General features: G+C 43.6%; 10 protein-coding genes. 8 read left to right on the top strand and 2 right to left on the bottom strand.

Annotated features, from left to right (window positions below; all coding sequences use genetic code 11):
- The first annotated feature begins 1 nt into the window (after position 1).
- From purD to ribD, 7 genes are all read left to right on the top strand, one after another.
- Positions 2–1,288 carry a phosphoribosylamine--glycine ligase gene (gene purD, locus ACST14_RS10440; protein ID WP_459463305.1) on the top strand — a complete coding sequence of 429 codons (1,287 nt, stop codon included), beginning with the start codon at positions 2–4 and terminating at the stop codon, positions 1,286–1,288.
- The gene (locus tag ACST14_RS10435; RefSeq protein WP_459463303.1) at positions 1,278–2,789 is read left to right on the top strand and encodes a PSP1 domain-containing protein; all 1,512 of its coding nucleotides are present in this window, start codon (positions 1,278–1,280) and stop codon (positions 2,787–2,789) included. Before purD ends, ACST14_RS10435 begins: the two co-directional genes overlap by 11 nt.
- A complete protein-coding gene (locus ACST14_RS10430; RefSeq protein WP_459463301.1) occupies positions 2,680–3,258 on the top strand; it encodes a gliding motility lipoprotein GldH in 579 nt (192 codons plus the stop codon). Before ACST14_RS10435 ends, ACST14_RS10430 begins: the two co-directional genes overlap by 110 nt.
- A gap of 4 nt (positions 3,259–3,262) precedes the next feature.
- Positions 3,263–3,745 carry an Lrp/AsnC family transcriptional regulator gene (locus ACST14_RS10425; protein WP_459463299.1) on the top strand — a complete coding sequence of 161 codons (483 nt, stop codon included), beginning with the start codon at positions 3,263–3,265 and terminating at the stop codon, positions 3,743–3,745.
- A 62-nt stretch (positions 3,746–3,807) separates the two neighbouring features.
- Positions 3,808–4,899 (top strand): efflux RND transporter periplasmic adaptor subunit, encoded by a 1,092-nt coding sequence (locus tag ACST14_RS10420; protein WP_459463297.1) that lies wholly within the window; start codon positions 3,808–3,810, stop codon positions 4,897–4,899.
- A 7-nt stretch (positions 4,900–4,906) separates the two neighbouring features.
- Positions 4,907–7,981 carry an efflux RND transporter permease subunit gene (locus ACST14_RS10415; RefSeq protein WP_459463295.1) on the top strand — a complete coding sequence of 1,025 codons (3,075 nt, stop codon included), beginning with the start codon at positions 4,907–4,909 and terminating at the stop codon, positions 7,979–7,981.
- Positions 7,971–8,954, top strand: a complete 984-nt coding sequence (gene ribD / locus ACST14_RS10410; protein WP_459463293.1) for a bifunctional diaminohydroxyphosphoribosylaminopyrimidine deaminase/5-amino-6-(5-phosphoribosylamino)uracil reductase RibD — start codon at positions 7,971–7,973, stop codon at positions 8,952–8,954. Before ACST14_RS10415 ends, ribD begins: the two co-directional genes overlap by 11 nt.
- On the opposite strand, the gene ACST14_RS10405 is transcribed toward ribD, so the two are convergent.
- A complete protein-coding gene (locus tag ACST14_RS10405) occupies positions 8,902–10,224 on the bottom strand; it encodes an Nramp family divalent metal transporter (RefSeq protein WP_459463291.1) in 1,323 nt (440 codons plus the stop codon). The genes ribD and ACST14_RS10405 overlap by 53 nt on opposite strands.
- Positions 10,225–10,295: 71 nt before the next feature.
- Here ACST14_RS10405 and ACST14_RS10400 point away from each other — a divergent pair, with 71 nt between their 5' ends.
- Positions 10,296–10,961: a metal-dependent transcriptional regulator gene (locus ACST14_RS10400; protein WP_459463289.1), complete on the top strand. Its 666-nt coding sequence runs from the start codon at positions 10,296–10,298 to the stop codon at positions 10,959–10,961.
- Here ACST14_RS10400 and ACST14_RS10395 read toward each other — a convergent pair.
- Positions 10,953–13,889 (bottom strand): DEAD/DEAH box helicase, encoded by a 2,937-nt coding sequence (locus tag ACST14_RS10395; RefSeq protein ID WP_459463287.1) that lies wholly within the window; start codon positions 13,887–13,889, stop codon positions 10,953–10,955. The genes ACST14_RS10400 and ACST14_RS10395 overlap by 9 nt on opposite strands.
- Positions 13,890–13,919 lie beyond the last annotated feature (30 nt).

Below are 13,919 nucleotides of genomic sequence, written 5' to 3'. Positions count from 1 at the left end.
TATGAACGTTTTAATTTTAGGTGCTGGAGGCCGTGAACACGCTTTTTCTTGGAAGATTAGCCAAAGCCCTATCCTAGGTAATTTATACATTGCCCCTGGTAATCCAGGAACCGCACAATGCGGAACGAATTTAGCTATCGGTGTGACCGATTTTGAAGGAATCGTGGCGGCCATTCGCAAACATGACATCGGATTAGTGGTGGTAGGTCCAGAAGAACCTCTTGTAAAAGGCGTTCGAGACTTTATCGAATCACACGACGATCTAAAACACGTGGGCATTGTAGGCCCTGGCGCAGACGGAGCCCAAATCGAAGGCAGTAAAGACTTCTCGAAGAACTTTATGCATAAATACGGCATTCCTACAGCTGCGTCACAAACATTTACAAAAGATACGATTGCTGACGGCATAGCCTACCTTCAAAAACAATCTCTTCCCATCGTGTTAAAAGCAGATGGATTAGCGGCTGGGAAAGGGGTAATTATCGCATTAACCCTTCAAGAGGCTGAAACTGCTTTGAATGAGATGCTTTTAGAGGCGAAGTTTGGCGATGCAAGTTCTAAAGTCGTGATTGAACAATTCCTTCGAGGCATCGAATTATCTGTTTTTGTCCTATCAGATGGAGAAAATTATGTGGTCCTTCCTGAGGCGAAAGATTATAAGCGCATTGGCGAAAATGACGAAGGTTTAAACACGGGAGGAATGGGAGCGGTCTCACCGGTTCCATTTGCGAATGAAAAATTCATGGAGGTGGTTCGTGCCAAAGTGATCGAACCGACGGTGAAAGGTTTGAAAGCCGAAAATATTGACTACAAAGGATTCATCTTCATCGGTTTAATGAACCACGAAGGCGAGCCTTATGTGATCGAATACAATGCAAGAATGGGGGATCCTGAAACCGAGGTAGTTTTACCAAGAATCGAATCAGATTTCCTATCTTTGTTAATTGCAGCCTCTAATGGCACGCTGAGCGAACAAAAAATTTCGATTTTGGATCAATTCGCTGTTACTACGATGTTAGTCGCAGGTGGATATCCAGAAGAATACCGCAAAGGCGATGTCCTATCAGGGCTAGAAAAAGTGGAAGACGCGATCGTTTTCCACGCAGGAACAACGTCGAAAGACGGTGAAATTAGTACCAGTGGTGGCCGTGTAATGGCCGTAACTGGGACTTCGAATACCTTGGAAAGAGCAATCCAGAAATCACAAAAGGCCGCTCAAACCATTCAATTCGAAGGCAAAAACTTTAGACGAGACATCGGATTAGATGTATTAAGATATGGCATGTAAATCGTGTTCTAGCGGATCTTGTGGATCTGCGAGCGAAACTGGTGAAGTAAAAGGTTGTCAAAGTAATGGCGGCTGTGGCACCGGTGGCTGCAATAAAATGAATGTCTTTGACTGGCTTTCAGACCTAGATGTACCTTCTTTTCAACGCTACGACATCGTAGAGGTGAAGTTCAAAGGGGGTAGAAAAGAATATTTCCGTAATGCGGATGTTTTAGAATTGCATACGGGGGATTCCGTGATGGTCGATTCGAGCAGCGGAACCCAATTAGGCGTCGTTTCCCTTCAAGGGGAATTAGTTAGGCTTCAATTATTGAAGAAAAACATCAAAGACGACGATAAGATCAAAACGATCTTCCGTTTTGCAACGGATAAAGACATCGAAAAGCATGAGCTATCGATGGCGCGCGATTTACCCACTATGTACCGTGGCCGTCAAATCATCCATGATCTTAAGATAAATATGAAATTATCGGATGTGGAATTCCAATCCGATGGATCAAAAGCGACCTTCTATTATTCTTCAGAAGACCGTGTCGATTTCCGAGAATTAATCAAATTACTCGCGACCGAATTTAAGATTCGGGTCGAGATGAAACAGATTTCATTACGCCAAGAGGCGGGTCGATTAGGTGGAATCGGGGTTTGTGGACGTGAGTTGTGCTGCTCTACTTGGTTATCTGATTTCAAAAACGTGACCACCTCAGCGGCACGCTACCAGAATCTATCCCTCAACCCAGTTAAATTAAGTGGTCAATGTGGTCGCTTGAAATGCTGTTTGAACTACGAATTAGAGACTTATATGGATGCCCTTAAAAGCATTCCAGCCATCGAAGGCCGAATTAAAACTAAGCGCGGGGAAGCTGTCCTTCAAAAGACGGATATTTTCAAGCGGATGATGTGGTTTGGCATTGTGGGAGAGGAAGCTATTTGGATTCCGGTGAGTTGTGATCGCGTAGCGGAAATCGTTGATTTAAATAAAAAAGGTATTATTCCCGAGTCGTTTGAGGATCTGAATCCAGATGCTCCTACAGTGGAAAAACCTACGTTATCTGAGCTAAACTCTGATTTAGAGCGGATGGATAAGAAATATGGTGGTGTAAAATCAGGAAATCGCAATAACCGCAAGCCAGGTGGAAATCGGGAAGGTGGTAATCGCGGACCACGTCCAGAAGGACAAGATCGTGGGCCTCGCCCGGATCGTGGACCTAGACCGCCGCGTCCAGAAGGTGAAAACCGCGGACCTCGTCCGGAAGGGCAAGATCGCGGACCTCGTCCGGATCGTGGACCTAGACCGCCGCGTCCAGAAGGTGAAAACCGAGGACCACGTCCAGAAGGTGAAAACCGCGGACCTCGTCCGGAAGCACAGGAGGGACAAACCCGTCCAGAAGGCAATGCGCCTCAGGCGGATGGATCAACGGCTACACCGAAGCCATTCAAGAAGAAAAAGAAGTTTAAACCAAGACCTCCTAGAGATGGTGCAGCACCTACCCCTGAAGCTTAGTTTTGGAATAATCATACTATTGGGCCTACTGCTAACCGCCTGTGGTGACGCTGGAGTTGCTTTAAACGAGACAAAAAGTTTTGATGAAATGGGTTGGATTCAAAAGCAACCCGTAGTTTTCAAAGTAACTATTCCCGATTCTGTCAGCAGCTATGCGGTGTATGCCGTGTTGCGACAAAATAACTCCTACCCTTTTTACAATTTGTATTTCAGCCCTAGCATTATGGATGCAAAAGGCAAAACAATACAAAAAGGCTTAGCCGAAGCTATTTTATATGACCCAAAGACGGGGAAACCGAAAGGTGCTGGTTTTGGTGATATCTATGAGAAAAAATTTCTTGTATATCCTGCTTTGAAATTTCCTCAAAAAGGACTCTATAAAATTCAAATGGAACAATCGATGCGCGTGGATACGCTGGCGGGGATGGTTTCCTTTGGCCTCCTCCTAGAAAAAAACGAGAGAAAATAAGAGCATGGCAAAAATAGATGAAATCGATAAAAAGATTCTCGCATTTCTACACGAAGATGCCTTTCTTTCGAATAAAGAAATGGCTCTAAGACTAGGAATGAGCGCAACACCTATCCATGAACGAATTAAGCGAATGGAAAAGGATGGTGTGATTACGGGCTACCGGGCGATGATTAACCCTGCCAAACTAGGTAAAACATTGACTGTTTTTTGTGACATTTCTTTAAAAGAACATGCTGCGGAATATTTGAATCAATTCGAAAAAGATGTGATGAATTTAAAAGAGGTAGCAGAATGCTATTGCGTGTCAGGACACAGCGATTTTCTCCTCAAAATAGTTGTCACAGATATGGATGAATACCGAGATTTCATTTTACACAAACTAGCGAGTATAAAAAATATTGGCAATGCACAGAGTCATTTCGTGATGAATGAAATAGAAAATGAGCACTTTATGCCCTGGATTTCTAATTCTTTAACCAATTAAGCCTATAAGATAGGGTAAGCCTTTTTGCAGATTTGATTACCTTAGTATGTAAACCTATTACCATGAATAAAATAACAAAGACATTACTGTCGATACTATCCATTGCCATCATCTTAGGATTGGCATTTTACCCGAAAATTAAATCCACTTTTTTCTCAAATGAGACGAAGGGAAAAGGCAAAGAAAAGGGGGGTCCTGGCGGAAAAGGGGGCAAGACGGCGGTGATTGTAACCGTTGTTAAATCAACTCGTTTGGACGATATGATCAATTCAACAGGGTCTATTTTACCTAATGAAGAAGTTGAAATCCGTTCAGAAATCGCCGGACGTATCATTTTATTGAATATCCAAGAAGGTGATGTGGTCGCAAAAGGCACCGTTTTACTTCGCATAAATGACGATGATTTACAGGCCCGTCTTCGCAAACTAGGCTTTAATAAAAAATTAGCCGAGGATAATGAAGCGCGCCAAAAAATCCTTCTTCAAAAAGAAGCGATTTCACAGCGCGAATATGATATTGCCGTGAACTCGGTCAATACGATTTCGGCAGATATCGAAGATTTAAAAGCACAAATCTTAAAAACTACTTTACGTGCACCATTCGCGGGAAGAATTGGTTTCCGTTATGTGAGTATGGGAAGTTATATATCTCCTAGCACTCAAATCGCGACTTTAACCAATACGAATCCAGCAAAAATCGAATTCTCCATTCCGGCAAAATATGCCACACAAGTAAAAAATGGGGGTACTATTGAGTTCATGACAGAGAACGAGGATAAAACTTTCATTGGCCGCGTTTATGCCATTGATCCTAAAATCGACCCTCAAACACGTACATTACAAATTAGAGCACAATCCCCAAATCCAGGAAATCAACTAGTTCCTGGTGCTTTTGCGAAGGTGAATTTGATTTTGAAAACAAAAGGGTCTGCGATCTTAATTCCGACGGAAGCTGTTGTTCCTGAAGCAAGAGGTAGCAAGGTTTTTGTCGTGAGAAATGGAAAATCAGTTTCTACCAAGGTGACTTTGGGAACACGTGGCGATAAGACCGTGGAAATTTTAGATGGTTTAGCGATCGGAGATACCTTGATTACGAATGGTATCCTTCAAGTGAAACCGGATGGCGAAGTAGAAATTAAAGAAGTCGTAAAATAATCCAGCTATGGCATCTTTCTCAGAGATCAGTATAAAAAGACCCGTACTTGCGATTGTGATGTCCATCACAATCATTGTATTCGGTATCATCGGATATACCTATTTAGGGGTCCGGGAATATCCATCGGTGGATCCGCCAGTGGTGAATGTGCAAACCTCCTATACGGGAGCGAATGCAGACATTATTGAATCCCAAATCACGGAACCACTAGAGGAATCGATTAATGGTATCGCTGGTATTCGTACCCTTTCAAGCTCTAGCCGCGATGGCCGTTCCAGTATCACCGTCGAGTTTGACTTGTCGGTTAATATTGAAGATGCGGCGAACGATGTACGTGATAGGGTATCGCGCTCGATGGGGCAACTTCCTAAAGACGTGGACCCTCCTATCGTGGCGAAAGCGGACGCAGACGCAAGTCCGATTTATAATATTAACGTATTTTCTACAACGCGTAACCTCCTTTCATTAAATGAATTAGCTACACGAAATATCAAGGAGAAATTCCAAACCATTCCAGGTGTTAGCTCGGTACAATTATGGGGAGAGCAAAAATATGCGATGCGTTTGCATATCGATCCGGAACGCTTAGCGTCTTTCCGATTGACGGCGCCGGATATTGTGAATGCTTTGGCCAAACAAAATATCGAACTTCCTTCTGGAAGTATCGAAGGAGCAAATACAGAATTAACCGTGAGAACTCAGGGTCGCATGACCACAGAGGAGGATTTCAACAATTTGATCATCAAAGAAGAAGGGGGTCGTTCGGTGAAATTTTCTGATGTAGGAAGGGCTGAGCTTTCGCCAGAGAATAACAAGACCTTCTTTAAACGGGATTTGAAGCCGATGATTTCCATCGCGGTAATTCCTCAACCAGGTTCGAATCAAATCGAAATCGTCGATGCCATTCACAAGAAAGTGGAGCAAATTCGCTTGACTTTACCGGCAGATGTGGAGATGAAAGAAGGTTTCGATAATACCCGTTATGTGCGCAAGTCGATCGAAGAAGTACAAGAAACAATTTTTGTGGCTATTTTACTCGTGACCATCATCATCTTTTTGTTCTTGCGGGATTGGAGATCCACGATTATTCCTTTGACGGCCATTCCGGTCAGCTTGATCGGTGTATTCTTCTTTATGTATTTAGCGGGTTTCTCTGTAAACGTGTTAACCTTATTAGGTATCGTTCTTTCTATTGGACTCGTCGTGGATGACGCGATTGTGGTTTTAGAGAATATTTACACCAAAATCGAGGAAGGTCTCAGTCCTTGGGACGCCGCGATCGAAGGATCGAAAGAAATCTATTTTGCCGTTATTTCGACTACGGTTACGTTAGCGGCGGTATTCTTGCCGGTGATTTTCTTGCAAGGTATTACGGGGCGTTTATTCCGTGAATTTGGAATAGTGGTCGCGGGATCCGTGATTATTTCTGCCTTTGTGTCTTTGACCTTAACTCCCATGTTAAGCTCGCGATTACTCAAGGGAGCCCATACTAAACCGTGGTTCTATACAGTTACTGAGCCTTTCTTTGTCGCTTTAACGAAAGGCTACCAAGATTCCTTAGCTACCTTTATTAAAATTCGGTGGATGGCTTGGGTAATTATGATCACTTTATTTGGCATTATTTACGCCCTATTCAAATTCGAAGCAATACCATCGGAATTAGCTCCTTTAGAAGATCGAAGTGGCCTTCGTATTAATGCGACGGCACCAGAAGGCGCCACTTTTGAGTATATGTTAAATTATACGGATGAGATGGCGAAGTTTTTAATCTCTGAGATTCCTGCCAAAGAACGGTATGCCGTTTACTCGATTACCTCCCCTCCTTTTGGAAATGGCGGGTCAAACACAGGAAGTATGCGCGTGATTTTAGCAGATCCATCAGGTAGGCGAACGCAACAACAAATTGCGGACGTGCTACAACCGAAGATTAAGAAATTTACGGGAGCGCGCGCGACCTTGATTCAGGAGCCCACTTTATCCACTGGACAACGTGGTGGGGGTGGCTTGCCCGTAGCATTCGTAATTCAGGCTTCTACTTTTGAGAGTTTGAAGAAGAATATTCCTTTGTTTATGGCTAAAGTTCGGGAGAGCTCGAAGTTCGAGGTGGCAGATGTTAACTTGAAATTTACTAAGCCTGAACTACGTCTAGAAATTAACCGCGATAAAGCCCAAAACCTCGGTGTTTCCATCCAAGATGTGGCAACAACCTTGCAGCTAGGCCTTTCGGGTAGACGTTTTGGCTATTTCGTTATGGATGGAAAGCAATACCAAATCATCGGTCAAATCGACCGCCCCATGCGTAATGACGTATCTGATTTAAAGTCACTCTACGTGAAAAATAATCGCGGGGATTTGATACAGCTAGATAATCTAGTGAAGATCACGGAGCAAAGTACGCCTCCACAGCTCTTCCGTTATAACCGCTACGTAGCGGCCACGGTGACCGCGCAAATGGCAAAAGGGGTTACCTTAGGGGAAGCCTTGAATGAGATGGATAAATTAGCAAAGGAGACTTTTGACGTATCTTTCTCTACTGCTTATGATGGACAAAGTAAGGAATTCAAAGAGTCTAGTTCTTCGCTACTTTTCGCCTTTGCTTTAGCGATTTTATTGATCTATTTGATCCTTTCGGCCCAATTCGAAAGTTTCATCGATCCATTTATCATCTTGTTTACCGTTCCTTTAGCGGTAGCAGGTGCCTTATTAACGCTTTGGGACTTCAGCCAAACCTTGAACATTTTCTCTCAAATTGGTATCATCGTCCTCATCGGACTGGTCACGAAGAATGGTATTTTGATCGTAGAATTCGCGAACCAACGCAAATTGTCTGGATCTGAAAAAATAAAAGCGGTACAAGAAGCAGCTGTCGCTCGTTTCCGCCCGATTATTATGACCTCGCTTTGTACGATTCTTGGTATTTTGCCGATCGCCTTAGCTTTAGGTTCTGGATCTCAAAGCAGGGTTTCCATGGGTATCGCCGTAGTAGGTGGCATGTTATTCTCTACGACCTTGACCTTGTACATCATTCCAGCGATTTACAGTTATTTATCGAGTAACCGAAAACCAGTACATGCTGAATAAAGAGATTTGGATGCAGCGCGCTTTCGACCTAGCCTTGTTAGGTACAGGGCGCGTTGCACCTAATCCTCTAGTAGGTTGTGTCATCGTACAAGGGGATCGCATCATAGGCGAAGGTTATCACCAGCAATTCGGTGGTCCACATGCAGAAGTCAATGCAATTCTTTCCTGTACTGAATCTGTTGAAGGTGCCACGGCCTTTGTGACCTTAGAACCTTGCTCGCATTTTGGCAAAACACCTCCCTGTGCTGATTTATTGATTCAATCCGGCATCAAAGAAGTTTTTATCGCTAACCTAGATCCGAATCCTCTGGTGTCAGGAAAAGGAGTATCTGCATTAGAAGCCGCAGGCATCACCTGCCATATCGGTTTATTAGCCTCTACGGGCGAATGGATAAACCGCCATTTCTTTACTTTCCATCGCCTAAAAAGACCCTATATCACGTTTAAATGGGCAAGTTCTGCAGACGGATTTATCGCCTCTAGCGGAGGAGAACCGCTTCAGCTATCGAACGAACTTTCGGCAATCCGTGTCCACCAAATGCGTGCAGAACACCAAGGGATTTTAGTCGGGGTCCAAACCATCATCAATGATAATCCTTCTTTAACCACTCGACAGGTGAAGGGAAATAATCCGTTACGAATTGTCCTAGATCCACACGGAAGGATTCCAGCTGATGCGAAAGTATTGACGGATGGAGGGGAGACTCGTGTTTTAAAATCTGCAGCGGAAATAGCGGAATTAAAAATTCAATCTATCCTAGTGGAAGGTGGGGCTAAAACCATGGAACGCTTATTTGCGGACGGGTTGGTGGAGGAAATTTGGAAAATACGATCGCCTAAGACCCTTGAGGAAGGGATTTCAGAACCGAAACTGGCTGTCAAATGGAGAGCAATTGATTACCTAGGAAATGACACCTGGTTTAAAGGAATCCTAAAACCTGAGCCAGCAGGTACATATTCAGGCCTAAAATAATGGCGGTGATCGCCCAAACGATTCCCTGCAAAAGCGCCGAATTCGCAAATTTACCCATCTTCTGTTTATCCCCCGTGAAGAGCACGAGCGGAATCACCGCAAAACTCAATTGCATGGACAAAATCACTTGAGAAAAGACTAGCAGTTCCCCTATCTTCGATTCACCGTAAATCCACGTGATAAAAAAGGCAGGAATAATCGCGATCAAGCGAGTAATGAGGCGACGGAGCCAAGGAGTAATCCGCAAATCGAGGAAACCTTCCATGACGATTTGGCCTGCAAGTGTTCCTGTTAAGGTCGCATTCTGGCCTGAGGCTAACAAGGCCACGGCGAATAAGATACTGGCTAATTTACTCCCTAAAACCGGATCTAATAATTGATAGGCATCCCGAATATCTGCCACATGCTGTAGATTATTTCCATGAAAGGCAGCGGCGGCTAAGATTAATATTCCCGCATTAATAAAAAAGGCTAAGCCCAGTGATAAGGTAGAATCCCAAGTAGCGTATTTAATTGCTTTGGCTTTATCCTCATCCGTATCCTTAATGGCACGAGTCTGCACGATACTCGAATGCAAATACAGATTATGCGGCATGACCGTAGCTCCTAATATACCGATCGCTACATAAAGTTGACTCGGGTTCATCACGACGGATGATTGCGGAACCAGGCCGGCCATGATCCCAGACATGGAAGGCTGCGAGATAAATAGCTCGTAAGCAAAGCAACAAACGATGACAATGAGCAGGGACAAAACGATGGATTCGATGACCTTGAAGCCTTTGTTTTGGAAATATAAAATCAAAAAGACATCTAAAATCGTAATCACAATTCCGGCCAGAATCGGAATCCCAAAAAGCAATTGCAAGGCTAGCGCCGATCCAATCACCTCGGCTAAGTCGCAGGCCGCAATGGCTATTTCACAGACGAACCATAAAAAGATGGCAACCGGCTTCGAAAAAGCATCCCCGCAAGCTTGCGCTAAATCACGACCTGAGGCCACGCCTAATTTTAACGCTAAATGCTGTAAAATGATGGCAAAGATGCTCGAAACAAGGATAACCGAAAGGAGGGTATAGCCGAATGAAGCACCACCAGCTAAATCAGTTGCCCAGTTTCCTGGATCCATATAGCCTACTGCGACTAAAAATCCTGGGCCCATAAAAGCGCGCAAATTCTTCCAGAAACCATTCCCCGTAGGCACGGGTATCGTCCCAAACACTTCGGAGAGGGATTTCATTTTAGGACTAGAACGCCAAGGACTCGACATAATTTAAATTTTAACAAATTTAAAAATATTTTTTAGATTAACCTAAAAATTTAATTTACTATATTTGCCCTATGGCAATTTCATTTACAGAAGAAAACTACCTAAAGGTCATTCACCGTCTATCAGAAGCTACTTCTGAAGATATTTCGACGAATGCTGTTGCGGAGCTAATGCAAACAAAAGCGGCATCTGTTACAGATATGTTACGCAAATTAGCGGACAAGGGTTGGGTGAATTACCAGAAATACCAAGGCGTGCGCTTGAGTGCTACGGGTGAAAAGATTGCACTTTCAATCGTGCGGAAGCACCGGCTTTGGGAAGTATTCTTAGTCGATAAAATGGGCTTTAACTGGGATGAAGTGCATGAAATCGCGGAACAATTAGAGCACATCGAATCGGATGACTTAGTCAATAAATTAGATGAGTACCTCGGATTCCCTAAAACCGATCCACATGGTGACCCCATTCCGAACAAGGAAGGTGTTTTACCTGAATTAGCCTATTCTCACCTATCAGAAATCAAGGCAAACAAAACCTGTAAATTAATGGGGGTGGCGCAAGATTCAGCGGTATTCTTACAATTGCTAACTAAGCTACATTTGAGTTTAGGAGCAAAGCTGAACATTAAAGAGATCAATGAATTTGATCGTTCGATTTTTGTCTCCATTAATGACGCAGAGCCCATCTTCATCAGTCATGAAGTGGCTAAAAACATTCTCGTTAAGATTTTAGCTTAATAAATCGAGTACCTCGTCTTCACTTAAGGCGCGTAAGATGCTCTCATCTGACGTGACTAATTCGGAGGCCAAATCCTTCTTGCGTTGCTGCAAGGCTAGAATTTTCTCTTCCACCGTTTCTTTCGAGATGAATTTATAGGTGAATACCGTTTTCTTTTGGCCGATACGGTGTGCCCGGTCTATCGCCTGAGCCTCTGCCGCTGGATTCCACCACGGATCTAATAAAAATACGTAATCAGCCGCTGTCAAGTTCAAGCCTACCCCACCCGCTTTTAAGGAAATAAGGAAGACCGATTGCCCATCGTCTTTTTGGAAACTCTCTACCTGACCTTTGCGGTCAATTGTACTACCATCTAAATAGGCGTAAGCTATACCGCGCTCGTCTAAAGCCTTTTTAATCAAGTTCAAGTGCTGCACAAACTGACTAAAGATCAATACTTTGTGATGTTGCTCTAATACCGTTTCTAATTTCTCTAAAACAGCTTCCATCTTACCAGAATCCCCCGTATAACCCTCCTCGCATAGCGATGGATGATTCGCAAGCTGCCGCAATTTCGTCAGACCTTGCAAGACGGAGAATCGAGATTTCTGTAAACCTTCGTCTTTAATCTGCTTTAATAATACATCGCGGTAGAACGATTTCGTCTTGTCGTACAGGCGCTCCTGCTCATCGGTCATCGAGCAATACGTCACGGACTCCATTTTCGCTGGTAAATCAGCGGCTACTTGACGCTTCTCACGACGTAATAAATAGGGCTTAATTAAGAAATATAGACGTTTTTTCTTCTCCATATCTGCCTTCTTCTCGATAGGCAATTGAAAATGATCTTTAAAATAGCGCTGCGTTCCGAGCAATCCGCTGTTGACAAAATTCATTTGGGACCAAAGATCCATCGTCGAATTCTCCAGCGGGGTTCCCGTCATGACAAGACGGAATTTAGCGTTTAATTTTTGAACGGCTTTGGTAATATTCGCTAAAGGATTCTTAATCGCCTGCGATTCATCTAAAATCACATAGGAAAAGGCTTGCTTTTCGAACCATTCGATGTCCGATCGCACCATTCCGAAAGAGCAAAGAAGTAAATCAACCTTTCCGATCTGAGCCTGCAATTTCTCCCTTTGTGGTCCGCTATAAACTAAAGCACGTAATTGGGGGGTAAATTTCTTTGCCTCCATCTCCCAGTTGTATAACAAAGAGGTAGGCATCACCAGTAAAGTAGGCAGGGTCTCCCCTTGCTCCTTCAAACTCTGCAACAAACACAAGGTCTGAACCGTTTTTCCCAGACCCATGTCATCCGCCAAACAGGCCCCTAAACCAGCGGCCTGACGCGTACGCATCCAGCGATAACCCTCTAATTGGTAGGGACGCAAGGTCCCTTTAAAGTTCTTCGGAATGGGATATTCTTTTGCTTCAAGCGCTAAATCATTGACTGTTTTAGAGCGTAAGGCCGTCTTCACTAAGTCCTGATTCTCCCATTCCTGCACCAATTGATAATGCTGACGACGTAAGAAAACACCCTCTTCCCCAGGACGCGTCTCTGAGAAATAGAATAAATCTTGGTAATCATGGAACCAGTTATCTGGAATCATCGCGATAGAACCATCCGGCAAATGAAATTCTTTCTTCTTTTGCAGAATGAGCTGACGGATTTTCAAGAAAGGAATCAAGAACTCCCCAAAAGAAATAACCGCCTGAATATCAAACCAATCTAATTTTTCTCCAATGCGAATATTGATTTCTGGCTTTCCAAGGAAATAACGGGGCGCTTGCCCATCCCCTCTAAATTGAACAACAAATCCAGCTTGATCGAGGGATTCTTTACTGGCAGTTAACCATTGAACTGCATCTCCACGCTGCATGAATGCTCGACCATCATTTTCCATCTTCAACCCTAAGGTTTTCAAAAGTTGGAAAGCGCGCTTTTCTTTTACGTGTGAACGCATAATTTTTTGGAAAGCATAGCTGTCTAACTTCTTTTCGAAAAGTACGTTCGCCTCAGACGATAATCCATCCCATGGGAATCGATTATTGCCGTATTGAAAGGACAACACAAAATTCCAGCGATCTGCCGCCTCTAAGGCTGCCTTCTTTTTCAAAGTCTCGTCCTCCTCTAATTTAGGCGCTGTGGGCCCATAAGAAAGCAAGAATTGAACAGGCTTCTCCGTATTGATAATCTCGAACCCTTTCGCATGAACTGGATAACGGGCCACCATGGCCTTAACGAATTTGCGGAAGTAATCTTCCTCCATATTCTTAGGAATCGCAACAAATTTCTTGTTTAAGAAGGGGCGTAATTTCTTACCCTCTAATTCTGGATTGAAGTGATACAACTTCTGGTTCATCAGCATCCATGCGGGTTCATCACATAAAACAATGGCCTCCTTGTGCTGGAACTCTAATTTATTGCCTAGGTATTTAAGCGTAGGGAAATAGTGTGTGTTTTCCTCATTACGCATAAAATGGAATAAAACATCTACTGCCTCTGCTTGGATTTGAACGGCTTGACGCATCGGATTTCCATCATTTCCCATAATGAAAAGCGTCTTTTCTGGACAAATAAGTCCAAAAACCTGACCCCTCTTCTTCTCAATCACCGACATAACGGCCTCTTGAATCTCCTTCTCTCCTTTTTCCGCGTCAAAAGTCTTCAAAAAGAATTCTTCCACCGTCTTTCGCTTCGAGGTATTGAACTTCTCATAAACGGCTATCGGTTTCATGCTCTCGATCAAGCCTACCGCCGTGCGATCGCGCTCATCTAATACATGTTCAAATTCGTGGAAATTCCGAGAAGTAAGCGTTTGATACTCCCATGTCAAAGCTCCTTTTTCATTTAATTGCACCACAAAGACTTCGAATAAGTATCCGAGGCATTCGTGAGACAATAAAGAATAAACAACCTGGAAAGGTTTGTTAGGGGAGATTTTCATTTAAAAAACATCCGGTTTCCCGGATTACAA

Source organism: Aquirufa sp. A-Brett2-15D, from assembly GCF_054558735.1.
This window is presented reverse-complemented; position numbering and strand designations above follow the sequence as displayed.